This is a genomic window from Streptomyces sp. NPDC004266 (assembly GCF_042874095.1).
Lineage (GTDB): Bacteria > Actinomycetota > Actinomycetes > Streptomycetales > Streptomycetaceae > Streptomyces.
Genome location: NZ_JBIAMM010000012.1, coordinates 246356 through 270202, shown reverse-complemented (window position 1 = coordinate 270202; position 23847 = coordinate 246356). Strand labels below are relative to the sequence as shown.

The 23847-nt window shown below is 73.6% G+C and carries 18 protein-coding genes, 1 pseudogene and 1 riboswitch; of the genes and pseudogenes, 11 read left to right on the top strand and 8 right to left on the bottom strand.

Annotation, left to right across the window (positions count from 1 at the left end; translation table 11 throughout):
- Positions 1–6: 6 nt before the first annotated feature.
- From ACFYUZ_RS27670 to ACFYUZ_RS27655, 4 genes are all read left to right on the top strand, one after another.
- Positions 7–720, top strand: a complete 714-nt coding sequence (locus ACFYUZ_RS27670; RefSeq protein WP_389313639.1) for a WbqC family protein — start codon at positions 7–9, stop codon at positions 718–720.
- Between the two features lie 1141 nt (positions 721–1861).
- Positions 1862–2059 (top strand): AlpA family transcriptional regulator, encoded by a 198-nt coding sequence (locus ACFYUZ_RS27665; protein ID WP_073224270.1) that lies wholly within the window; start codon positions 1862–1864, stop codon positions 2057–2059.
- Positions 2050–3129 (top strand): hypothetical protein, encoded by a 1080-nt coding sequence (locus ACFYUZ_RS27660; RefSeq protein ID WP_389313637.1) that lies wholly within the window; start codon positions 2050–2052, stop codon positions 3127–3129. The genes ACFYUZ_RS27665 and ACFYUZ_RS27660 overlap by 10 nt, the downstream gene beginning before the upstream one ends.
- Positions 3116–3445: a hypothetical protein gene (locus ACFYUZ_RS27655; RefSeq protein ID WP_389313635.1), complete on the top strand. Its 330-nt coding sequence runs from the start codon at positions 3116–3118 to the stop codon at positions 3443–3445. The genes ACFYUZ_RS27660 and ACFYUZ_RS27655 overlap by 14 nt, the downstream gene beginning before the upstream one ends.
- Before the next feature lie 171 nt (positions 3446–3616).
- Here ACFYUZ_RS27655 and ACFYUZ_RS27650 read toward each other — a convergent pair whose 3' ends face one another.
- Together ACFYUZ_RS27650 and ACFYUZ_RS27645 are read right to left on the bottom strand one after the other, a co-directional pair.
- The gene (locus tag ACFYUZ_RS27650; protein WP_389313633.1) at positions 3617–5140 is read right to left on the bottom strand and encodes an aldehyde dehydrogenase family protein; all 1524 of its coding nucleotides are present in this window, start codon (positions 5138–5140) and stop codon (positions 3617–3619) included.
- Between the two features lie 44 nt (positions 5141–5184).
- A pseudogene (locus tag ACFYUZ_RS27645) lies at positions 5185–6360 on the bottom strand (GAF domain-containing protein); the annotation flags it as partial.
- A 455-nt stretch (positions 6361–6815) separates the two neighbouring features.
- Positions 6816–6923: riboswitch (ZMP/ZTP riboswitch) on the top strand.
- Positions 6924–6951: 28 nt separating this feature from the next.
- Between ACFYUZ_RS27645 and ACFYUZ_RS27640 the strand changes: the two are divergent.
- Together ACFYUZ_RS27640 and ACFYUZ_RS27635 are read left to right on the top strand one after the other, a co-directional pair.
- A complete protein-coding gene (locus ACFYUZ_RS27640) occupies positions 6952–7806 on the top strand; it encodes a bifunctional 5,10-methylenetetrahydrofolate dehydrogenase/5,10-methenyltetrahydrofolate cyclohydrolase (RefSeq protein ID WP_389313631.1) in 855 nt (284 codons plus the stop codon).
- 434 nt (positions 7807–8240) lie between these two features.
- Positions 8241–9017 (top strand): hypothetical protein, encoded by a 777-nt coding sequence (locus tag ACFYUZ_RS27635; RefSeq protein WP_389313630.1) that lies wholly within the window; start codon positions 8241–8243, stop codon positions 9015–9017.
- Here the strand turns inward: ACFYUZ_RS27635 and ACFYUZ_RS27630 are convergent.
- Together ACFYUZ_RS27630 and ACFYUZ_RS27625 are read right to left on the bottom strand one after the other, a co-directional pair.
- Positions 8998–10416, bottom strand: a complete 1419-nt coding sequence (locus ACFYUZ_RS27630; RefSeq protein ID WP_389313628.1) for an SWF or SNF family helicase — start codon at positions 10414–10416, stop codon at positions 8998–9000. The genes ACFYUZ_RS27635 and ACFYUZ_RS27630 overlap by 20 nt on opposite strands.
- On the bottom strand, positions 10413–13541 hold the full coding sequence (locus ACFYUZ_RS27625; protein WP_389313626.1) for a DEAD/DEAH box helicase: 3129 nt from the start codon (positions 13539–13541) through the stop codon (positions 10413–10415). Before ACFYUZ_RS27625 ends, ACFYUZ_RS27630 begins: the two co-directional genes overlap by 4 nt.
- A gap of 281 nt (positions 13542–13822) precedes the next feature.
- On the opposite strand from ACFYUZ_RS27625, the gene ACFYUZ_RS27620 reads away from it, so the two are divergent.
- Positions 13823–14911: a fatty acid desaturase family protein gene (locus ACFYUZ_RS27620; protein ID WP_389313624.1), complete on the top strand. Its 1089-nt coding sequence runs from the start codon at positions 13823–13825 to the stop codon at positions 14909–14911.
- Between the two features lie 90 nt (positions 14912–15001).
- Entirely contained in the window at positions 15002–15547 is a 546-nt protein-coding gene (locus ACFYUZ_RS27615) for an MOSC domain-containing protein (RefSeq protein ID WP_389313622.1), read from the top strand.
- Between the two features lie 15 nt (positions 15548–15562).
- Here ACFYUZ_RS27615 and ACFYUZ_RS27610 read toward each other — a convergent pair whose 3' ends face one another.
- From ACFYUZ_RS27610 to ACFYUZ_RS27595, 4 genes are all read right to left on the bottom strand, one after another.
- Positions 15563–16939, bottom strand: coding sequence for a tannase/feruloyl esterase family alpha/beta hydrolase (locus tag ACFYUZ_RS27610; RefSeq protein WP_389313620.1), 1377 nt, complete (start codon positions 16937–16939; stop codon positions 15563–15565).
- Positions 16940–17196: 257 nt separating this feature from the next.
- Complete coding sequence (locus ACFYUZ_RS27605) at positions 17197–18018, bottom strand: hypothetical protein (protein WP_389313618.1); 822 nt, start codon at positions 18016–18018, stop codon at positions 17197–17199.
- A gap of 99 nt (positions 18019–18117) precedes the next feature.
- Positions 18118–18453: a hypothetical protein gene (locus tag ACFYUZ_RS27600; RefSeq protein ID WP_389313616.1), complete on the bottom strand. Its 336-nt coding sequence runs from the start codon at positions 18451–18453 to the stop codon at positions 18118–18120.
- A gap of 224 nt (positions 18454–18677) precedes the next feature.
- Complete coding sequence (locus ACFYUZ_RS27595; protein ID WP_389313614.1) at positions 18678–19283, bottom strand: class I SAM-dependent methyltransferase; 606 nt, start codon at positions 19281–19283, stop codon at positions 18678–18680.
- Between the two features lie 161 nt (positions 19284–19444).
- On the opposite strand from ACFYUZ_RS27595, the gene ACFYUZ_RS27590 reads away from it, so the two are divergent.
- The 3 genes from ACFYUZ_RS27590 (at position 19445) to ACFYUZ_RS27580 (ending at position 23847) form a co-directional block, all read left to right on the top strand.
- Positions 19445–20278: an MHYT domain-containing protein gene (locus ACFYUZ_RS27590; protein WP_389313612.1), complete on the top strand. Its 834-nt coding sequence runs from the start codon at positions 19445–19447 to the stop codon at positions 20276–20278.
- A 66-nt stretch (positions 20279–20344) separates the two neighbouring features.
- Complete coding sequence (locus tag ACFYUZ_RS27585; protein WP_389313610.1) at positions 20345–23416, top strand: nitrate- and nitrite sensing domain-containing protein; 3072 nt, start codon at positions 20345–20347, stop codon at positions 23414–23416.
- Positions 23413–23847: a roadblock/LC7 domain-containing protein gene (locus ACFYUZ_RS27580; RefSeq protein WP_030690181.1), complete on the top strand. Its 435-nt coding sequence runs from the start codon at positions 23413–23415 to the stop codon at positions 23845–23847. Before ACFYUZ_RS27585 ends, ACFYUZ_RS27580 begins: the two co-directional genes overlap by 4 nt.

Here is a 23847-nt window from a genome sequence, read left to right as displayed (position 1 = left end):
GGATTGGTGGCGATCCACCAGCCCAACCTCTTCCCCCGGCTGAGCACCCTCGCGAAGCTCTTCGCGGCGGACTGCTGGATCGTCCTCGACGACGTCCAGTTCGCCCGCCGCGACTTCCAGCACCGCGCCCGCCTCGGCAACATGTCCAGCCCGGACCGGCACCAGTGGCTCTCGATCCCGACCCACCTACCCCACGGGCGGTCCACCCTCATCAAGGACGCGGTGGTGGTCGACCCGGACCTGGCTCGTCCCCGCCTCACGCACATGCTGGCTCAGTACTACGCGAAGAGCCCCGACTGGCCGAGGTTCAGGGGTGGGCTGGACGCTGTACTTGATCGGTTTGAGACCGCGAGGATGGCTGATCTTGCCGAGGAGTCCACAAAGCTATTGCTCAGGCTCCTGGGGTGGAGGGGACGCATTCTGCGGAGCAGTTGCTTGGCAGCCCGGTCGGAGCGCTCACAGCGGCTCGCCGGCCTCTCCGCTGCCACCGGTTCGCGCGGCTACCTGTGCGGAACCGGTGGCATGCGCTACCTGGTCACTGCGCCGTTCGAAGCACATGGATTGAGCGTTGTGCCCTTCGTAACCCCGAGCACCGGCGTTTGGAGGGACGCGCGCGAAATGAGCGCCCTGCGGCCGCTTATGGCCGCAGGGATTGCAGCCGTAGCCGACGATGTACGAACCATCGCGGCAGGCCATCAACAGACCATGGGCGCGGCGTAGGCACCGCTGGTCCCGGACCCGGTCGAGGGGCAGTCCCCGCTGGAAGCCCTGCGCGGCTGGGCGGAGCGCGTCCTCGTCCGGAGGGAGCGGCAAGCGCCGGCGGGCCGCGCTCGAGACGACCACCGCGCCGTCTCCCCCATGCTTCCGGCGCGGCTCCGTTCATGATCTGGAGTACCGGGGCGGCTCGGGCTAGGCCGATGAAGGTGTCGCTGACCCGGTCTGGGGCGGGGGAGGGGGGTCACGGCCTTAGGTGGCCAGCGGCTGTCGAAGAACGCGGTAAGGCCGGCCACTGCGCGTGCGGTCGCCTCGTGACCTGCCGGGGAGAGATACTCGGCGCCCTCCGGACATCCGAACCACGCTTCCCAGCTGATCGCCCGCCATATCTCTTCGTCACGAGGGTGCATGCCCGTGGTCATGACGCATCCGCAGACGAGGACGCGGGGCTTTTCCGAACGTCCGGTGCATCCTCCCGGCTTGCCCTGGGCCAATCCCTCGTCCGGTCCACACCGCAGCAGTAGCGGACGGCGACCGCGGATCGCGCGTCGGCGACCCTCGCATGCCTATTTGCGGGGCAGTTCTTATAGCGCGGGGCATTCGCTCGCGGCAGACGAGAATCGACGGCAAAAGACTGGAACTTAGGCTTGGACCATGTCAACGTACAACGTCCCGAAAATGCAAAGTCGGACGAGGATTTAGTTGACGGGCAGGGAGGGAGAGATCGCAATCCCAGCCTTGTGCGATTGGCAGGCTGGAGTAGTTCCTGCCTAGGAGGTTCGTGTTTCTGATCCCGCTATTCGATCTGCTCGCTTCACGTCCCCTGTCCTCTTTGTTTTCGGCGGATTGAACGCATGGCCCGGAAAGTGTCTGGTGGCTAAGGGACGGTCACTGTCGACTGCGCGTCTGCGCCTGCGCGGCTGACCTATTTGGTAATCCGAGGTGTTGCGAGCTCCTCGGCGCGGGGCGCGCAACATAGCCCACGATCGCCGGTTGGCCAAACCGGCGATCCTCGCGACCATTGATGTTCGTCCGCATCGGCCGTGCTTGGCGGTGGAGCCGGCGGACGCGCTGTCCCGGGACTGCGCAGTGCTTCCTCGCGACCTGCACCTGTGTAGCCCTTCCCGTCCCCTACTGAAAGGAAGAAATGGCTCGTCCCCCTGCGCTGAAACTCGCTGAGGTCCTGGCGGAGATCCGCATGAGTCCCTCGGCGTTCTACCGTCTGCGCGCCCGCAACCAGGCTCCTCGAATGATCAAACTACCGAACGGCGAACTCCGCTGCCGTCGTGCCGACCTTGACGCCTGGTGGCAGGCGTGCGAAAGGGATACGCCTGAATGGCGATGAGTTACAAGGTCCGCTTCTGGGACATCCGGGAGCGGCCGAAGCGTCGCAAGCCGTTCGAGGTCCGATGGACGGTCAACGGCCGCGAGCGGTCGGAGTCCTTCATCACCAAGGGACTGGCCGAGAGCCGGCGAGCGAAGCTCATGACGGCCGCGCGCGACGGTGAGGCGTTCGACGAGCAGACTGGTCTGCCGGCCTCCGAGATCCGCGCCATTCGGCAGCGGACCACCTGGTACGACCTGGCTCATGCCTACATCGATGAGCGATGGGACCGAACGCCTGGCAACACCCGTCGTACCCTCGCTGATGCACTCGCCACCATCACGCCCGCGCTGGTGAGGCGCGAAGCGCGCTACTCGGAGCCGAGGGTTCTGCGGCGCGCGCTGTATTCATGGGCGTTCAACAAGCGAGCCTGGGAGAGTGAGCCGTCCGCCGAATGGCAGCATGCCCTCGACTGGATGCAGCGGCACTCCCTGCCCGTCAGCGAGCTGATGGAACCAGACGTCGTGCGCAGGGCGTTGGACGCGCTCGGCCGGAAGATCGACGGAGAGTCCGCCGCGGCGAAGACCGCCCTGCGGAAGCGATCGGCCTTCAGCGAGGTCCTCGGAACTGCCGTCGACAAGGGATACTTCGCGGAGAATCCGCTCGCAAGGGTCAAGTGGCAGGCTCCTGGGGTGAGCGAGGAAGTGGACCCGGCCTGCGTGCCGAACCCGACCCAGGTTGCTCGCCTGCTGGCGGCCGTTGGCAAACAACAGGGCCGCGGCCCGCACCTTGAGGCGTTCTTCGGCTGCATGTACTACGCGGGCCATGCGTCCGGCGGAGGTCATCCACCTACAGATCTCACAGTGCTATCTGCCGAAGAGCGGCTGGGGCATGCTCAACCTGAGCGGAGGTGTCGTCACGGCCGGCAAGGAGTGGACGGACGATGGCTCGGTCCACGAAGTGCACTCCTTGAAGCGGCGAGCCGTCAAGGCCACACGTCCCGTGCCGATACCGCCGTCGTTCGTGCACACACTGCGAAAACACGTCGATCGCTTCGGCGTTGCGCCCGATGGCCGAGTGTTTCGCAATGAGGCCGGCGGCTACGTTGATGCAGCGGCCTACGGCAAGACATGGGAGCGGGCTCGTAAGAAGGTCCTGGCTCCCAACGAGCAGCCGACGCTGCTCGCCAAGAGGCCCTATGACCTCCGGCACGCCGGGATCTCGTTCTGGCTGCACTCCGGCGTGGATCCTGCCGAATGCGCGCGCCGTGCCGGCCAGAGCATCCAGGTGCTCTTCCAGTACTACGCCAAGTTCCTGGACGGTCTGCAGGAGCATTCCAACCGGCTCATCGAGGAGTCGATGCAGGAGTGGAGCCGGCGCAGTGGGGACAGCAGCCCCACGGGCTGAGCTGCAATCTGGCCCGTGTATGGCCCGGAACTGCTGGTCAGGACTGGGATACCGGTGGGATGAACTGGGAGAAGAGGCATATTTCGACGCCTCCCCTATCGGAGTGCTCGGCGCTCCCAGAAGGCGCCTGACCCGGGTAAAACCCCAGGTCAGGCGCCTTCTCTCGTTCCGTTAGAAGAAGCCCAGCTTCTTTGGGGAGTAGCTCACCAGCAGATTCTTCGTCTGCTGGTAGTGGTCCAGCATCATCTTGTGGGTCTCCCGCCCCACCCCCGACTGCTTGTAGCCGCCGAAGGCCGCGTGGGCCGGGTAGGCGTGGTAGCAGTTCGTCCAGACGCGGCCCGCCTGGATCGCGCGGCCCGCGCGGTAGGCGGTGTTCGTGTCGCGGGTCCAGACGCCTGCGCCGAGGCCGTAGAGCGTGTCGTTGGCCGTGCGGATCGCGTCGTCGAAGTCGGTGAAGGAGGTCACCGCCACCACCGGGCCGAAGATCTCCTCCTGGAAGATCCGCATGCGGTTGTCGCCCTCGAAGACGGTCGGCTGTACGTAGTAGCCGCCCGCCAGCTCGCCGCCGTGCTCGACGATCTGGCCGCCCGTCAGGATCTTCGCGCCCTCCTTCTGGCCGATCTCCAGGTAGGAGAGGATCTTGCGGAGCTGCTCGGCGGAGGCCTGTGCGCCGATCATCGTGTCCGTGTCCAGGGGGTGGCCCGGGACGATCTTCTCCGTGCGGGCGATCGCCGCCTCCATGAAGTCGGCGTAGTGGCCGCGCTGGACGAGGGCGCGCGAGGGACAGGTGCAGACCTCGCCCTGGTTGAGGGCGAACATCGTGAAGCCTTCGAGGGCCTTGTCGCGGAAGTCGTCGTCCGCCGCCCACACGTCGTCGAAGAAGATGTTCGGCGACTTGCCGCCCAGTTCGAGCGTGACGGGCTTCAGGTTCCGCGAGGCGTACTCCATGATCAGCCGGCCGGTCGTCGTCTCGCCCGTGAAGGCGATCTTCGCCACGCGCGGGCTGGACGCCAGCGGCTTGCCGGCCTCCTCCCCGAAGCCGTTGACGACGTTCAGGACGCCCGGCGGCAGCAGGTCCGCGACCAGGCTCAGCCAGAAGTGCACCGAGGCCGGGGTCTGTTCGGCCGGCTTGAGGACCACCGCGTTGCCCGCGGCCAGCGCCGGCGCCAGCTTCCAGACCGCCATCAGGATCGGGAAGTTCCACGGGATGATCTGCGCGACCACGCCCAGCGGCTCGTGGAAGTGGTACGCCACGGTGTCGTCGTCGATCTCGCTCAGCGCGCCCTCCTGGGCCCGCAGCGCCCCCGCGAAGTAGCGGAAGTGGTCGATCGCGAGCGGGATGTCCGCGGCGAGCGTCTCCCGCACGGGCTTGCCGTTGTCCCAGGTCTCGGCGACCGCGAGCGCCTCCAGGTTGCTCTCCATGCGGTCCGCGATCCGCAGCAGGACGGCCGCCCGCTCCGCCGGCGCCGTCCGCCCCCACGCCGGGGCCGCCGCGTGCGCCGCGTCGAGGGCGCGCTCCACGTCCTCGGCGGTGCCGCGCGCGACCTCCGTGAAGGGGCGGCCGTCGACCGGGCTGGGGTTCTCGAAGTAGCGGCCGCCCGCCGGGGCGACGTACTCGCCGCCGATCCAGTGGTCGTAGCGGGCCTGGTACGACATGAGCGCGCCCTCGGTACCGGGTGCGGCGTAACGGGTCATGGGCATGGCCTCCCTCGGACGCGCCGGCCGTCCCTGGCCGGCGCTCACGCCCGAGTGTGGTGAACCGTACGTTGCAAGTCCGTTGCGCCGGCGGACAGTTCCGCCTCCAGGGAGTCGAGCCTCGCCCGTACGGGAGGAAGCTGCGGCGCCGGTACCGCCGCGCACAGCGCCCGCCAGACCACCACGTCGTCCTCGCCCCACGCGCTGTACGCCCAGTCGGCGAGCAGCCCGGGATCGCCCCGGTCCACCAGCGCCGCCCGCAGCCGGTCCGCGAGCCGCTCCCGCAGCCGTACCACCCCGGGCGCGATCGACGCGGGGAGCAGCGGGCCCGCGTACTCCCCGGCCGCCGCCGCGACGGCCCCCGAGGCGAGCCTCCGGTCGACCGTCGTGAAGTCCGCGTCCACCGGTGCGGCGAGCCGGTACGGCCGCGATCGCAGCACATCGGGGCCGAGCAGGGCGCGCAGCCGGGACAGCTCCGCCCGCAGCGTCACCGGCGTGACCGCCCCGTCCTCGTACAGGAGGGTGAGGAGTTCGTCGCCGCCCACCCCCTCCGGCCGGTGCGCGAGGACCGCCAGGATCTCGCTGTGACGGCGGCTCAGCCGCAGTCGCCGCCCGCCCACCGAGAGCACCGCCTCGTCCCGGCCGAGCGCCGACAGCCTGATCCGCTCCGGGTCCGGGGCCGGTCCGAGCAGGGCCAACTGGGACTCGGCCGCGCGGGCCACCGCCTGGACGAAGCCGAGGCTGTGCGGGTGCGCGAGCCGCTCTCCGCCGGTGATGTCGACCGCGCCGATCACCCTCCCGCTGTGCGGGTCGTGCACGGGGGCCGCGGCGCAGGTCCACGCCCGCACCGGACGCCGGAAGTGCTCGGCGGCGACGACCTGCACCGGCCGGTCGACGGCCAGGGCGGTGCCCGGCGCGTTCGTCCCGGCCGCCGCCTCCGACCAGCGGGCCCCGGCGACGAAGTTCATCCCCCGCGCCTTGCGCAGGGTGGCCGGGTGCCCCTCGACCCACAGCATGCGTCCGGCGGCGTCGCAGACCGCGAGAAGGTGCTCGCCGTCCGTCGCGTACGCCCCCATCAGCTCCCGGATCACCGGCATCGCCGCGGAGAGGGGGTGGGCCTCCCGGCACGCGACGAGCTCGTCCTCGTCCAGTTCCACCCGAGCCGCCCCGTCGGGGCTCACGCGCGCGCGTACGGACCGGCGCCAGGACGCGGCCACCAGCGGGCGGGCCTCCCGGACGGGCGGATCGGCGTCCGTGCCCGGGGCCGCAGCCGTGCTCCGGTGGACGTCCGCGCTCCGGTGGACGTCCGTGTCCCCATGGGCATCCTTGCCCGGGCCGGTGGCCGTGCGTCCGTCGTCGCCTCGGCGGGCGCCTGTGCGTCCGCCGCTCTCTCGGCCGGTGCCCGCGTCCCGGGCTGCCGATGCGCCCTTGGCGGTCGTCGTACCCCGGCCCTCCCACGGGCGGGGAGTCGCTCCCGCTCCCGGATCCGCCGTCGGTGCCCGTTCCGATCGTGGCTCCGCGGCCATCCACGCATCGCTCAACTCGGCCTCCTCGTCGAGGTCGTCCCGGCCCGTCGCGCTCATCGTGGTGCGCCCGGGGGCGCCCCACAAGCCACCTCGCACCACGGCATATGCACCCTGTCCGGTACGGGCCCCCGGCCGCTCACGTAGAGTGGGGTCCGGGCCGTGACTGGCGCTTGAGGTGGATCACCACCGGGGAGCGGCCCGGCGGAGCGCGCCGCAACGGCGCGACCGTGCCGATGCCGTGCGCCTGGGCGAATCACCTGTCAGAGACGACGCCCAGGAGTTCCCATGTCCACCGACACCGCCACCCTCATGGACGGCACGGCCCTCGCCCGCCGTACGGTCGAGGAGACCGCCGCCCGAGCCGCCGAGATCACCCGCCGCACCGGCGTCACGCCGTGCCTCGCGACCGTCCTGGTCGGCGCGGACCCGGCCTCCGTCACGTACGTGAAGATGAAGCAGAACCGCTGCGCGAAGGCCGGAATCCGCTCCAAGCACGTCGAACTGCCCGCCGAGACGACGACCGAGGAGCTCGTCGCCGCCATCACCGCCCTGTCCGAGGACCCCGAGGTCCACGGCATCCTGCTCCAGCACCCGGTCGGCCCCCACATCGACGAGCGCGCCGCCTTCGAGGCCATCGCCCCCGAGAAGGACGTCGACGGCGTCACCATGGCCTCCTTCGCCGCCATGGGCTTCGGCCTGCCCGGCTTCGTCTCCTGCACGCCCGGCGGCATCATGCGCCTCCTCGACGCCTACGACGTCGAACTCAGCGGCAAGCGCGCGGTCGTCGTGGGTCGCAGCGCCATCCTGGGCAAGCCGGCCGGGCTGCTCCTGCTCGGCCGCGACGCCACCGTCACCTACTGCCACTCCCGCACCCAGGACCTCTCCTCGGTGGTCCGTGAGGCCGACGTCCTGGTCGCCGCCGTGGGGAAGCCGAACTTCATCAAGGGCGAGGACATCAAGCCGGGCGCCGTCGTCATCGACGCCGGCTACAACCCGGGCAACATCGGCGACGTCGACTTCGCGTCGGCCGCCGAGCGCGCCTCCCTCATCACCCCGGTCCCCGGCGGTGTCGGCCCCATGACCATCGCCGTGCTCCTCGCCCAGACGGTCGAGGGCGCGGAGCGTCAGCTCGGCCTGTAGGCGGCTGTGTCCGGGCGGCGGCGGTGACGGGGGAGCGGCGGGGGCGCGAGCGCGCGCGGTCGGCGATCGTCACGATTCTGTACAGGTCGAGCCCGGCGGCCGGTGAAGGCTGGCCGCGCCGCCGCCGAACGGCGAGTCTGGTCCCTGTGTCCCACCCGCAGACCGCCACTCCGCAGCCCGAACCGGGCCGTCCGGGCCCGTCCGGTCCCACCGACACCGATACGGGCCCTTCGACTCCCACCGATACGGATCCCATCGACACGGACCCCACGGACACGGGCTCTTCGACGATTCCGAATCCGACCGGGTCGGTCGCACCCGCATCGGTCGCACCGGCATCGGTCGCACCGGACTCCGCCGACCGCCGTCGGACCGGGTCCCTCACTGTCGAGGGCCTCGCGACCGGTGCCGACTCCGCGTGGTCGGCCCGCTTCGTGCGGCTCGGCGCGGCCCGGCCGGGGCCGGCGGCGCGGCGTGCCCGCTGGTTCGGCGTGCCGCTGGTGCCGCTGCTCACGGCCGCCCTGGTGGCCGGCGCCTTCCTGACCGCACGGGGCGGGACGGCAGGGGGCGGACTCGCCGACGGCCCGCCCGGCGGGGACCCGGCCGGCGTTCCGTCCCCCGTCGTCACCGACGGGACGGGACAGGCCGTCCCCACCCCGACGACCGGAGCGGGAACGGCCGACACGCCGAGCGTCGGCACGTCCGCGAACTCCACGACGACGAGCGCCACGCCGAAGCGGACGGCGTCCGGGGACCGGGCCGGGCAGTCGCGGGGCGGCACGTCACCGACCCCTTCCCGGTCCCGGAGCACCGCCCCCGCCACCGGCGCCACCCCCTCCGGCCGTCCGAAGGGCGCTCCGGCGCCCGAGCGGCCCGTCTCCTACGAGGAGCTGCGCGTCGGCGACTGCTTCGACATCGACCGCGACGCGCCCGGCACCGCCCTCCGGCGGCGCTGCGACACGCCGCACCAGGGCGAGCTCGTCGTCCGCCCCCGTCTGGTCGGCACCTTCGCCACCGACGAGGCGGTACGCGAGGCGGCCACCGTGCTCTGCCGCGAACCGCTCCGCCGCAAGGCCGCCCGGCAGCCGCTCGGCACACGCTGGACGACCTTCGTCCAATACCCGTACCGGACGAGCTTCCTCCTCGGCGAGGACACCGTCGCCTGCAGCCTGGTCGCCACCAGCGGCACGCTCAGCCACAGGCTTTCGTAGCATCGGGCCCGAGGGAACCGGCTTCACCGGCACCGGCTTCACCGGCACCGGCGGCGAGCGCCGTCGCCAGGGCCGCCGCCGGGTCGTGGTCCGGCGGGCCGGCCGGGGACCAGCGGGCCCCGGCCTTCCGATACGGCCACCAGCGCCCGTCCTCGCCGAGCCTCAGCTGCGCGTCGGCTCCCACGGCCGTCCACCGCGCGCCGCCCGCGCGCCGCAGCGCCGGACGATCGTCCTCCGCCCAAGCCTCGGCGAGCCGGACCGCGGCCCGCTCCAGTGCCTCGGCGTCCGGCACCCACTCCTCGTCCAGCACGGCGAGGGCGGTGGCACCGCCGAACCGCCACGCGCGCGTGGCCGGCTCCAGCTCCGCCCGCGACCTGCCCGAGCCGGCGGCGAGCCGTGCCGCGATCGAGGGAGCGGGGGCGCCCGCCGCGAGTCGTACCGCGTCCTGGCCGACCGTCAGGCGGGGCGGACGCGGCAGGGCCGCCCCGCCCGGAGAGGCCGCGCCCCCGCCGCCCGTCGACTCGCCGAGCAGCCGGTGCGCGCGTGCCGCGGCGTCGGCCGCGAGGAACTCGAGGGCCGCGGGGTCGACCCCCGGCTCCGGCGGCGTGTCCGTGTCCAGGGACGGCGGTCGGCCCGGCAGGGGCGGGACGACCGGAGGGGCGGGCAGCGGCGGCACGAGGAAACCCGCCGCGAACGCCTCCTCGGCCGACACGCCGGGCATCCCGCCTGCCCCTCCGGGCGCGTCGCCCGGCGCGCCGCCGGTCCCCGCCCCGCCACGCGCGGACGGCGCGGCGGCCCGTGCGGCACTGCGCGCCTGCAGCTGCTCCAGAAGGGTGCGCTCGCCCCGCCCGCGCATCAGGAGGAGCACGAACGGGTCCTCGTCGAGGAGGCGGGCGACCTGGTAGCAGAGCGCCGCCGTGTGCGGGCAGTGGTCCCAGGCCTCGCAGCCGCACTCCGGGTCCAGGTCCCCGATGCCCGGCAGCAGGTCGAGTCCGGCCGCCGCCGCGTCCTCCACCAGGTGCGGCGGCATCTCGCGGTCGAGGAGCGCGGCGATGTGACCCGCGCTGTCCACGGCGAGGCCGAGGAGCCGCTCCCACTGCTCCTCCGAGAACTCCCGCACCAGCACGTCGGCGCGGTACGCCGTGCCGTCGCGGTCCTTGACCAGGGCCGTGATCCGGCCGGGCCGCACCGAGACGGCGCCCACCGCCCCCGCGCGCGCGTGCCGGCGGCCCGCCTTGAGCTGCTGCCCGTCGAGCGCGGAGTCCTCCAGGGCCTTCAGCCACGCGCGTCCCCACCAGGTGCGGGTGAACCCGCCGTGCGCCGGCGGCAGCGCCTCGAAGGTCCGCTCGTCGTCCCCGTGCCCGGCCCCGTGGCCGCGCCCTCGTCCGTACTCGCTCATCGTCCGTCCCCCCGCAGTCGCACCAGCTCCGCCAGTTCGGCATCGGTCAGTTCGGTCAGCTCCGGCGGCGCGTCCCCGCCGGTTCCGAGGACGGTGTCGGCCAGCTCGCGCTTGCGGTCGAGCATCGCGGCGATCCGGTCCTCGATCGTGCCCTCGGCGATAAGCCGGTGGACCTGCACCGGCCGGTCCTGCCCGATGCGGTACGCGCGGTCGGTGGCCTGCGCCTCCACGGCCGGGTTCCACCAGCGGTCGTAGTGCACGACGTGTTCGGCACGGGTCAGGTTGAGTCCCGTCCCGGCGGCCTTCAGGGAGAGGAGGAAGACCGGGACGTCCCCGCTCTGGAAGCGGGCGACCATCGCCTCGCGTTCGGCGACCGGGGTGCCGCCGTGGAGGAACTGCGTCCGCACGCCCCGTGCCGCGAGGTGCGCCTCCAGGAGCCGGGCCATCCCCACGTACTGGGTGAAGACCAGGGTGCACGCGCCCTCGGCCAGGATCGTGTCGAGGAGTTCGTCGAGCAGCTCCAGCTTGCCCGAGCGGCCCTCTATCCTCGGCCGCTCCTCCTTGAGGTACTGGGCCGGGTGGTTGCAGATCTGCTTGAGCCCCGTCAGGAGCTTCACGACGAGGCCGCGGCGCTCCATGCCGTCGGCTTCGGCGATCGCCGCGAGGGTCTCCCGCACCACCGCCTCGTACAGACCGGTCTGTTCGGGCGTGAGGGAGACGGTCCGGTCGGTCTCGGTCTTCGGCGGCAGCTCGGGGGCGATCCCTGGATCGGACTTGCGCCGGCGCAGCAGGAAGGGGCGCACGAGGGCGGCGAGCCGCTCCGCGGCGGCCGGGTCCCGCCCGCCCTCGACGGCGGCGGCGAACCGGGTCCGGAAGGCGCCCAGACCGCCGAGGAGCCCCGGCGTGGTCCAGTCGAGGATGGCCCACAGCTCGGAGAGGTTGTTCTCCACCGGCGTGCCGGACAGCGCCACGCGTGCGCGTGCCCCGATGGTCCGCAGCTGACGGGCCGTCGCCGAGTACGGGTTCTTGACGTGCTGTGCCTCGTCGGCGACGACGAGCCCCCAGTTCCGGGCGGCGAGCCGCTCGGCGTCCAGTCGCATGGTGCCGTACGTGGTGAGCACGAAGCCGCCGTCGGCGAACTCCTCCAGATCACGGGCCGCGCCGTGGAAACGGCGCACCGGAGTGCCGGGCGCGAACTTCTCGATCTCCCGCTGCCAGTTGCCCATGAGCGAGGTCGGGCAGACGACGAGGGTCGGGCCGGCGGACGCCGGGTCGGTCTGCCGGTGCAGATGCAGGGCGATGACCGTGATCGTCTTGCCGAGTCCCATGTCGTCGGCGAGACAGCCGCCGAGGCCGAGCGAGGTCATCCGGTGGAGCCAGTCGAGACCGCGCAGCTGGTAGTCGCGCAGGGTCGCGGCGAGCGCCGCCGGCTGCGCGATCTCCGGGCGGTCGCCCCCGGGTTCGGCGAGCCGCTCCCGCAGGCGCTCCAGCCAGCCCGTCGCGGCCACCTCGACGGGGCGCCCGTCGACCTCGGTCGTGCCGGTGAGGACGGCCGAGAGGGCGTCCACCGGTGTGACCTTGCGGTCCTGGTGGGCCCGTGCCCGGCGCACCTCGGCCGGATCGACGAGGACCCAGCGGTCGCGCAGCCGTACGAGCGGCCGTCCGGCCTCGGCGAGCCGGTCGAGCTCGGTCCGGGTGAGCTCGTGGTCGCCCACGGCGAAGCGCCAGTTGAAGGCGAGCAGGGAGTCGGCGGCGAGGAAAGAGGGCAGTGCGGAGGCGCGGGCGGCGTCGGTCGCGCCCGTGGGGTCCGAGTCGCCCGTGAGGTCGGCATCGGGACCGGCGCCGCGCCCGAGTCCGGAGCCCCCGAGCCCCGGCTCCCCGCCTCCGCAGTCACCGGCGTCGACTTCGGCTCCCACCGGGCCGATCACCGCGCGGGCGGTGAGCCGGTCGGCCAGCTCACGCGGCCAGTGGACCTGGACGCCCGCCGCCGCGAGGGCCGTGGCCGCCGGGCCCAGGAGCTCCCCGACCTCCTCGTCGGCGAGTTCGACGGTGTCGGGCACGGCCGCCGACAGGAGCGGGGAGAGCGGAGGCCAGGCGCGGGCGGCACGCCGGAGAAAGAGGAGGGCGTCCATCCGGGCTCGGGGCCCGAACGCGGCCCCGGCGCGGCCGGATCCCGCCCACACCTCCGCCGCGTCCGCGACCAGGGTCGGATCGGCGACGCCGTGCAGCTGGAGCACCGCCCGGAAGGCGGGCGCCTCCCGGGATTCCGTGGTGAAGCCGGGCAGTTCGAGCCGGAGCGAGAGCCGGACGCCGGCGTCGTGCACGGCCGCCACGTCGGCGGCCCATGCCCGATGTTCGGGAACGGTCTGCGGCGCGTCGGCCGCGAAGGCGGGCCCGCCGGCGGCCAGCGGGGCCGCCGGTGTACGGGGCAGCGTGTCGGCCACCGCGTCGGCGAAGGCACGCAGCAGCGCCTCGGGCTCGGGCAGCAGCAGCCGCGGTTCCCCGTCGGACAGGGGCGCGTCGTCGGTGGGGGGTACGGGGGCGGGCAGGGGCACGGCGTGCGCGAGGGGCGGCATCGACGCGGCGAGCGTGCGGAGTTCGGACAGTTCCCCCGGGCCGAGCGGTCCGACGCGCCACGCGTCGTGGTCGCCGGGGGTGATGCCGGGCAGCAGCAGGCCGCGCGCGACCAGGTCCAGGGCGAAGAGGGACGCGGCACCCCAGAACGCGGTCGCGGGGGAGGCGGCGTCCGAGAACCGGGCACGGGCGAGGAACGGCAGGGCGTCCCGTACGGACAGGGTGCGGGCGGCGACGGTCACGGCCTGGAGCGAGTCGCCGTCGACGACGGTGATCTCGGTGTCGCCCATGTGCCCGGGGTTGTCAGGGTGTGCGGTGTCGTCCGCGTGACCGGAGTGGCCGGAGTGGCCGGAGTGAGGGTCGGGGGCGGTGTGGGCTTCCGGCAGGGGCTCGTCGTCTGGTGACCAGAAGGCGATCCGTCCGGCGCGGGGCGGATCGGCGGGCAGGAAGACGGCGGAGTGGCGGCTGAGCTCGGGCGAAGGGAAGGAGAAGGGGGAGGGGTCCTGAGCGGGTTCGCGGGCGGAATCATCGGGTCCGTGCGAGAGCGACAACGCATTCCTCAAATTTGACTACCTGGAGACCGAGTCGCCGAGGATACCCCACGGAGTCGCCGGGCGCGGCCTTCCCTCAAGTGATCCATGCCACAACTGCTCGACTGTCATGGAGGGGTGGGGATCGCCCCACCCCCGCCCCCCGGTGCGCCCCCGGCGGTGGACGGGTGGTGACGCCATGGCCCCGGGGGATCGCGGATCCGTACGTTCTCGGTAGGCGCCCAGAGACCAGAACCGGCCGTGAACCCACGGCACCGACCGCCCGAGAACCGGAGCCCGCCATGTCCCAGGCCACCGTCCTGCCCCCGGCCGTCGCCCCCGTCGCGGCGCCCGCCCGCGCCCGGGGCGGCAGCGAGTTCAGCCCCCTCCTCCGGACGGTCAGGGAACAGGGCCTCCTCGAACACCGCCCCGGCTGGTACGCCCGCGGCATCGTCGTCAACCTCCTCGGCATCGCCGCCGTGGTGGCCGGACTCGCCCTGATCGGGCCCTCCTGGTGGGCGCTGCTCCTCGCCGTACCCCTCGCCCTGTTCTCCGCACGCGCCGCCTTCGTCGGACACGACGCCGGCCACGCCCAGATCACCGCGAACCGCAGGGCGAGCCGCGTCCTCCAGCTCGTCCACGCGAACCTCCTCCTCGGCATGAGCCGGGAGTGGTGGAACGACAAGCACAACCGTCACCACGCCCACCCCAACCACCTCGACAAGGACCCGGACGTCGCCGCCGACATCCTCGTCTTCGCCGAACACCAGACAGCGGGCCGCACGGGCCTGCGCGGCTTCCTCACCCGCCACCAGGCCTGGCTGTTCTTCCCGCTGACCACCCTGGAGGGCATCGCGCTCAAGGTGTACGGAGTCCAGGCCCTGCTCGCGAAGGACGGCCCGTGCCGCGACCGCCGCGAGCGGCTCGTCGAAGGAGCCCTCCTCCTCGCTCACTTCGCCGGGTACGCGGCGCTGCTCCTCACGCTCCTGACGCCCGCCCAGGCCCTCGTCTTCGCCCTCCTCCACCAGATGCTCCTCGGCGTGCACCTCGGCATGGCCTTCGCCCCCAACCACAAGGGCATGGAGCGGCCGGACGAGCACGCGGACGGCGACGGCTGGGGACATCTGCGCCGTCAGGTCCTCACCTCGCGCAACATCCGGGGCGGCGCCCTGACCGACTGGTTCCTCGGCGGGCTCAACTACCAGGTCGAGCACCACCTCTTCCCGAGCATGCCGCGCCCGAACCTCCGTCTGGCCCAGCCCGCCGTCCGGGCCCACTGCGCCGCGCTGGGCGTCCCGTACACGGAGACCGGTTTCGTGGACTCGTACCGCCAGGCCCTCGGCCATCTGCACGAGGTGGGGGCGCCGCTCCGCGACGAGGGCGCGGAGTAGGGTCGTCCGTCGAGGCGCGATGTGATCATCGGTCCGGAAGGGCGGCGGGGAGCCGCTGCCCGGGCCGGAAGAGAAGGGGGAGCCCTCACCATGGCCAGCGGCACCGTCACCACGGTCAGCAGCAACGGCACGTACTCGTTCACCAAGCCCAACCGGGAGGGCATCACCCTCCTCGCCGGCCTCGGCGTGGAGGGCGACGTCCACGCGGGGGTGACGGTGAGGCACCGGTCCCGTGTCGCGCAGGACCCCACCCAGCCCAACCTCCGCCAGGTCCACCTCATCCACGCCGAGCTCTTCGAGGAGGTCGCGGGCGCCGGCTTCGAGGTCGCCCCCGGCGACCTCGGCGAGAACGTCACGACCCGGGGGATCGACCTCCTCTCCCTGCCCACCGGCACCCTCCTCCACCTCGGCGCGGAGGCCGTCGTCCGGGTCACCGGACTGCGCAATCCCTGTGCGCAGATCGACGCCTTCCGGCACGGCCTGCTCAAGCAGGTCCTCGGCCGCGACGAGAACGGCGAGGTCGTGCGCAAGGCGGGCATCATGGGTGTCGTGCTCACCGGCGGGGAGGTGCGGCCCGGCGACCCGGTCCGGGCCGAACTGCCGCCGGAGCCGCACCGTCCGCTGGAGCGGGTCTGAGCGCCCGAAGCCCGCTCAGCCCTCCAGGGCGCAGGAGTTGACCACGTCACCGCTCGCGGGCCGCGCGATCGTACGGTCCGACGGCGGCGCCGTACCCTCCTCGACCCAGCGCGTCAGGGCGTCGAACGCGGACCGGTAGCACGGCAGGATCGGCCGCAGCCGGTCCGGATACGTGTCGTAGAGGCCGTCCGTGTGCGTCCCGTCCTGCACCGTGTAGTAGCGGTGCAGGACGCCCCGGCCCCGCGCGTCGATCATCCGCGCGTACACGTCGGAGTCCGTGGCGATCGGCAGCAGGGTGTCGAGATCGCCGTGGAGCGTGATGAGCGGCTTGCCGATCCTTCCGGTGAGCGCGACCTTCGCGACCGCGCGGTGGACGGACGCCGGCCGCGAGGCGTAGTCGTACGTGGCGTCCGAGGCGCAGGGCGCGAAGATCTGCTCCACGGTCCCGCCGGCGGTGGAGCCGGGGCAGGCGGGGTCGTACGCGGGGTCGAACTCGGCCCGGAAGAGCTTCTGCGTCAGCCCCCAGTAGGCCTTCTCGTGGTACGGCCACAGGAAGCGCGAGCCGGGTGCGAAGCCCGCCGCGATCAGGTCCTCGTCATCCGCGAGACCCCGGGACCGGGCCACCGTCACCGGCAGGCTCGTCAGGAGGTTCGGGCCGCGTGTCGTCCACAGCACGCCCTCCCAGTCGACCCCGCCGTCGTACAGCTCGGGCCGGTTCTCCAGCTGCCAGCGCGTGAGGTAGCCGGCGTTGGAGATGCCGGTCATGTACGTGCGTTCCGGAGCCCGGCCGTAGCGCTGCCGTACGACCTTCTTGGCGGCGCGCGTCAGCTCGGTCACGCGGCGGTTCCACTCGGCCACGGCGTCGCCCGGCTCCCGTCCGTCGGTGAAGAAGTCCGGGCCGGTGTTGCCCTTGTCGGTGGCGGCGTAGGCGAAGCCCCGGGCGAGCACCTGGTCGGAGATCAGCGCGTCCGTGGAGTACTGGCGGCGGCTGCCGGGCGCCCCGGTGACGACGAGGCCGCCGTTCCAGTGGTCGGGCAGCCGGATGACGAACTGTGAGTCGTGGGCCCAGCCGTGGGTGGCGTTGAGGCGGGAGTCGTCGGGGAAGTAGCCGTCGACCTGGATGCCGGGCACCCCCGAGGGGTTGCGGGTCCCCTTCGCGGCGAGACCGGCCTGGTCCGCCGGGTCGGTGTACGGGGTGCCGGCGAGCCCGGTGGTCGTGAGGTCCTCCAGACAGGCGGACTGCCCGCGTTCGGCGCCGGGTACGCGGATCCGGTCCTGGCGTGCGCAGTGCGCGGCGGCCGGCGCTTCGGCCCCGGCGGGGCTCGCGGGGGCGAGGACGGTGACCCCGGCGAGGAGCGCGGTGATCAAGGAGACGCCTGGGAGCAGGCGCATGGTGGGCCTCCGGTGGGACGACGGAAAGGGGTGCGGCGCCACATCGTGCGGCGTGTCCCTGTCGTCGTGCCATGGCTGGGAACCACACCTCGGGCCGTCGTCCTATGGGGAGCCGAGACGGGGTCCGGGGCGGGGCCGAGACGGGGCCCGGGGCGGGCGGAGGACTTCAGGAGGAACGGCGGCCATCGCGCCGAGCGCTTGGCGGAGGCCTTCGGGAGGAGCGGTCCACCATCGTGCCGAGCCCTTCGCGGAGGCCCTCAGGAAGGGCGCACGGCCATCTCGTCGAGCGCTTCGAGGAGAGCGGGCAGCTGCGGCCCCCGCGTCACGGGCAGTACCTCGCGCGGCAGCTCGTCGAGGAGGACGAACGCCATGTCGTCGACCTTGGCCACGAGCGACCAGCCCGGACCGTCGGCGCGCAGCATCCCGGAGGCCGACCGCACCCGCCCCACCGGCGGCGGCTCCTCCAGATAGCCGCGCAGCTCGTGCAGGGCCTTCCTGACCCCGGTGTACGGGCCGGGGGGCGTGGTGCCGGCTCCCGTCGTCTCCGCGCCGGAGGGCGCCGTCGGCGGCCCTCCGGCCGTGCCCTCGTCGCCCACCCGGGCCCGCCAGGCGTCCCACTGGAGCGCCACCTCGTCGGCGCCCAGCCGGCGCTGCGCCGGCCCCCATTCCGCACCGGAGGGCGGGACCAGCGGTGCGGGGTCGCCCTCTTCGGGCTCCGGGTCGTGCGGGGCCGGGACGCCGGGGGCGACGGTCGCCACGGGGAGCGGCCAGCCCGGCAGTCCGGTCACCACCGAGCGCTCGTCGGGGGACAGGTCGTAGGCCATGCCGCAGTCCCAGGAGGAGATGGCCACCGCGACGAGCGACACGTCGTCGACGACGACCGTCCAGCGGGCGCCGTGCCCGTCCTGGCCGAACACGAGCCCGTACCCCTCGGCGTACGGCCGCAGGCCCAGCGCGGCGCAGGCCGCCGGGTAGTCGTCGCCGAGCACGCTCGGGAAGCGCCCGGGTGTCAGCAGGGCCGCGGTCAGCACAAACAGCGCGTCGGCGTCGGCCTCGGCGATCGGGTCCGTCCCAGCCACGGCGTCCTCCCCATCTGGTCGTCGGCGCACCTTAACCAGTGGGTAACCCGCGCGTCGAGGGTCTCCGCCCCGGAACCTCGCGCCTTCGAGGAGCCTCCGTCACGCGTCGCCGACCCGCCGGGCGGCCGACTGGTCGCGCAGGCCGAGCAGCGAGCGGGCCACGGCGCGGGGGGACTGGTTCCGTTCCCGCGCGAGGGTGATCAGGGCACGGCAGGCCAGTTCGTTCACGCCGAAGGAGAGCATGCCGGGGGAGACCCGGCTCGCCGCCTCCTCCGCCCGTGCCGGGTCGTCCTCGGCGCAGGCGGCCACGTACTCGGCGGCCGCCTCGAAGAGGTTGTGCCCCTGGCGGGGGCGCGGTGGCGCCGGAGCGGCGGCTTCGGGCGCCTTCCGGCCGGAGGGGAGGAGTCTGCGCAGTCTTTCCGGAACTCGTGCCACGGCCCGCCGCCTTCCCCGGGCACGACTGCCCGGCCTCTCCACGGTAGACAGTGAAGTGCCGGGGAAGAAGGGGGCGTTGGCATCCGTGAGGGGCATGTGGGGGCGCGCGCCCGGTGGGCTCGGGCGGTGAGGGGGACGGGACGGCGCGGGACCCGTGAGGATCCCGCGCCCCGGCACCGCCGCCTCACCGGGCGCGTACCGCCCCTTTCGCCCGCGGCGGAGGCTCAGCCCTCGCGGACCGAGAGGGCCAGGTAGCGCGCGTCCTCGTCGACGTAGTCGACGAGCCGCCAGCCGGCCTCGGCGAGCAGGGGGCGCAGCCGGGGCTCCGCGCGCAGGTCGTCCGGCGTGATCTGCCGGCCGTGACGGGCCGCGAGGGCGGCTCGCCCGATCGGGTGGAAGAGGGCGAGGCGACCCCCGGGCCGTACGACGCGGGCGAGTTCCCGCAGGCCGGCGACGGGGGCCGCGAGGTGCGAGATGAGCCCCGCCCCGAACACGGCGTCGAGCGCGCCGTCGCGCACCGGGAGCCGGCCGACATCGGCGAGCAGCAGCGTCCCGCCTTCCTCGCCGCCGCGTCCGGCGGCGACGGCCCGTTCGATCATCTCGGGGGTGAGATCGGCGCCGAGCACCGTGCCGGAGGGGCCGACGGCCGCCCGGAGCGGCGGGAGCGCCCGGCCGGTCCCGCAGCCGGCGTCCAGCACCGCGTCGCCGGGGCGCAGGCCGAGCTCGCCCACGGCGGCGGCGTACGCGGGGCCGTCGTCGGGGAACCGGCTGTCCCAGTCGGCGGCGCGGGCGCCGAAGAATTCTCGTACCTGGGTGGGGTCATCGCTCATGCGTTCATGATCGCGCACGATTCGATACCCGGAGGGGTGAACTTTCTGCGTGCCCGTTCGAGCTCGGCCTGATCGTTCGGGACCGTCTCTCTGTCATATTCCAGCAGCTTTCGAAATGCGCCCCCGATGCGCCCCCCGATGCGCACTAGCGTCCCTGGGCCATGGGACACCTGGACCACGCCACCTTCGGCTGGCTGACACCCGTGCTGTCGTACGCGATGGCCTGCATCGGCGCCGCCCTCGGGCTGCGCTGCACCGTGCGAGCGCTCGACGCGACCGGCCGGTCGCGGCGCAACTGGCTGATCACCGCCGCCTCCGCGATCGGCACCGGCATCTGGACCATGCACTTCGTGGCGATGCTCGGATTCGGCGTGACGGGCACGGACATCCGCTACGACGTTCCGCTCACCCTCCTCAGCCTCGTCATGGCGATGGCCGTCGTCGGGGTCGGCGTCTTCGTCGTCGGCTACGGACGCGACCGGTTCCGTTCGCTCCTGATCGGCGGTCTGACCACGGGCGTCGGCGTGGCGAGCATGCACTACATGGGCATGGCCGCGCTCCGGCTCCACGGTCAGGTGCGGTACGACCCGCTCCTCGTCGGACTCTCCGTCCTGATCGCCGTCGTCGCCGCCACGGCGGCCCTCTGGGCGGCGCTCAACATCCACGCGCCCGCGGCCGTGGCCGTCGCCTCGCTCGTGATGGGCGCGGCCGTCACCAGCATGCACTACACCGGCATGTTCGCCGTGCGGATCGAGGTCGTCCCCTCCGGCGCCCCCCTCCCGGGGGCCATGCTCATGCAGTTCGTCTTCCCCCTCGCCGTCGGCCTCGGCTCGTACCTGTTCATCACCTCCGCCTTCGTCGCCCTCACCCCGACGGCCGGTGAACGCGCCGCGTACGCCTCGGCCGGACGCCTCGCCGAACCGGACGAACACGCGGTCGACGTCGCACCGCCCGGCTTCCGTGCCGGGGAAGCGGCCCCCACGCCCACGACCTGACCCCTGGCGTACAGCACGCCACGCCCTACCGCACCAGAGCACAGACGCAGCCGGAACGAGGAGGCCATGCGAACTCCCCGCAAGACCAAGGGCGCCGAGGCGGCCACACCGCCGCCGGCGGCCGCGCGCGGGCGGCGCGCACACGCGGGCCCGCCCGCCGACGAGCAGGAGGGGCGGGCCCCCGGGGCCCCGCCGCCCGCAGGACACGCGGGCCGCCCGACGCCGGGCGCCGCCGGGAGCGCCGATGCGACCGCACGGCCCTCGGGCCCGATCTCCGGACGGCCTTCCGCACGGTCCTCCGAACGGCCCGGGGCTCCCGCCGGGCCTCCGCCGTCCGACGGGCGCCGTGCCCGTCCCGCGTTCCACGGGCTGCGCCCCCGCTCGGTCCGCGCCAAGATCGTCTCGCTCCTCATGGTCCCGGTCGTCTCGCTCTTCGCCCTCTGGGGCTTCGCCACCGTCACCACCGCGCAGGAGGTCGCGGACCTCCGCCGGCTCCAGCGCGTCGACGCCGAGATCCGCGAGCCCGTGGCGGCCGCCCTCACCGCGCTCCAGGCCGAACGACGCGCTGCCGTACGGCAGGTCGCGGCGCCCGGCACCGCCCGGGCCGCCGAGCTCAAGGACCGGATCCGCCGGACGGACGAGGCCGTCGCTCGGCTCCGCCTGGACGGTTCGCACACCGTCGGCGACACCGGAGACCTGCCCCGCGACGTCGCCGGCCGGGTGAGCGCGTTCGTCGGCAAGGTCGAGGGCCTCGCCCGGCTCCGTACCGCCGCGGCCGACGGGCGCGCCGACTGGGACCAGACGTACGAGGAGTACACGGACGCCGTCTCCGCCGCCTTCGCGGTCGACGGAGCCCTCACCGGCATCCAGGGCGCGGGGGAGGGGTCCGACGCGCGCGTACTCCTCGAATTCGGCCGGGCCGGCGAGATGCTGTCCCGCGAGGACGCCCTCCTCACCTCCGCCCACCTCACCGGCCGGCTCTCCGCCGACCGGCTCCGCGACTTCTCCGGAGCCGTCGCGACCCGGCGCACCCTCACCGACTCGGCCACCGCCGACCTGCCCGCCGCCGCACGCGTCGCCTGGGCCCGCCTCTCCGCCGGTGGCGACCACGCCCGGCTCACCCGGGCGGAGGACCGGGTCAGCGCCGCCGACCCCGGCCGCCCCGCCGCCCAGGCGGTCACCTCCACCGAGTGGGACGACGCCCTCGCGGCCGTGCACGGCGGACTCGCCGCGATCGAGACCGACGCGCGCCGCGCGGCCGCCGACCGCTCCGACCCCTTCGCCGGCGTCCTCACGGCGAGCGGCGCGGCGGTCGCCCTCGGCCTCGCGGCCGTCGCCGCCTCGCTCGTCATCTCCGTACGGATCGGCCGCGGCCTCGTCGTCGAGCTCGTCAGCCTCCGCAACACCGCCCTCGACATCGCGCGCCGCAAACTCCCCGCCGCCATGCGCCGGCTCCGCGCGGGCGAGGAGATCGACGTCCGGGCCGAGACACCGCCCGGGCCCGTCTCCCAGGACGAGATCGGCCAGGTCGGCGAGGCCCTCACCACCGTCCACCGCGCGGCGCTCTCCGCCGCCGTCGAACGGGCCGAACTCGCCAGCGGCATCTCCGGGGTGTTCGTCAACCTCGCCCGCCGCAGCCAGGTCCTCGTCCATCGCCAGCTCAACCTCCTGGACAGCATGGAACGGCGCGCCGACGACCCCAACGAGCTCGGCGACCTCTTCCGGCTCGACCACCTCACCACCCGCATGCGGCGCCACGCGGAGAGCCTGATCATCCTCTCCGGAGCCGCCCCGGGGCGCGCCTGGCGCATGCCCGTCCCCCTCACCAACGTCGTCCGCGCCGCCGTCTCCGAGATCGAGGACTACGCGCGCGTGGAGGTGCGCCGGCTTCCCGAGACGGCCGTCGTCGGCGGAGCCGTCGCCGACCTCACCCACCTCCTGGCCGAACTCATCGAGAACGCCGCCCAGTTCTCCCCGCCCCACACCAAGGTCCGGGTCAGCGGCGAACCCGTCGGCAACGGCTACGCCCTGGAGATCGAGGACCGGGGGCTCGGCATGGGCAAGGAGACCCTCGCCGAGGCGAACGCCCGTATCGCCCAGTCGGAGGCCCTCGACCTCTTCGACAGCGACCGGCTCGGCCTCTTCGTGGTCAGCCGCCTCTCCTCCCGCCACGACATCAAGGTCCATCTGAGGACGTCTCCCTACGGCGGTACGACCGCCGTCGTCCTGCTCCCGACCGACCTGCTCCAGGGCGCGCTGCCACCCGGCCGCGGCACGCCGGCGGCCGGTTCCGACACGCCCCACGACGGAACCCCGCGCGTGGGGAGCCCCCGTGCCCGCACGTCGGGCGGACCGGGTGCCGACGCCGTACGCAGCGGGCTCCGGCCCGAAGGGGCCCCGCGCGGCGACGACGAGCGTGCCGCGCGGGAGCGGGAGGAGGCGCGCCGCGCCGAGGCACGCCGCTTCGGACGGCCCCAGATCGCGCAGCCCGCCCCACCTGCCGCGCCCGCCCCGACGAACCCCGCGCTCCCCGGCAACCCGGCCTCGCCCGCCGCGTCCGGACGCCGGACCGCCCCGCAGCCCCAGACCGGAACGCGCCCCGCGAACCCGTCCCGGCAGACGGACGGAACGCGGCGCCCGGCCCCGCCGCAGTCCCCTCCGGCCTCCCGCCCGCAGCCGTCGGCGCGCCCGACCGTCGTGCCCGCCCCCTCCTCCTCCTCCTCCGCCCCCGCCCCCGCCTCCTCCGCCCCCACCCCCGTCTCCGCCTCCGCCGACGTGACCGAACTCCGCCGCCGCGGCCCCTCCGTACCGACGCCTCCGGCGGAGCGGCCGCCCGCCGCCCCGGCCGACCGGGCCGACACGGAGGGCGAACTGCCCCGACGCGTACGCCAGGCGAGTCTCGTTCCGCAGCTGCGCGAGGCACCCGCCCCGACGCCGGTGCCCGCACCGGTCGCACCCGGCACGGACGCGCGCACCCCGGAACAGGTCCGGGACCGCATGGCGGCGTACCGGGACGGCTGGCAGCGGGGCGGCGGCGCCGCCCCGGGCACCAGACGACCCCTCGGCACGGGCTTCGGAACAGACACGGGCCACGGCACCGCACCTCTCGACCCTCGCTCCGAAGGAGACGACGCATGATCGACCACGAGCGGATCTCGCACCACCGGTCCGGCGAACTGGACTGGCTCCTCGACGACCTCGTCATGCGGGTCCGCGAGGTCCGCCACACCGTGGTGCTCTCGAACGACGGACTCGCCGTGGGCGCCTCCAACGGGCTGAGCCGTGAGGACGCCGAGCACCTGGCCGCCATCGCCTCCGGCTTCCACAGCCTCGCCAAGGGCGCCGGGCGGCAGTTCCACACCGGTGGGGTCCGCCAGACGATGGTCGAGATGGACGACGGCTTCCTCTTCGTCGCCGCGGCCGGAGACGGCTCCTGCCTCGCCGTCCTCAGCTCCGTGAGCGCCGACATCGGCCTCATCGCCTACGAGATGGCCCGGCTCGTGAAGCGCGTCGGTGAGCACCTGCACACCCCGCCGCGCCTCACGGTGACCCCGCCGGCCGCCGGCTGA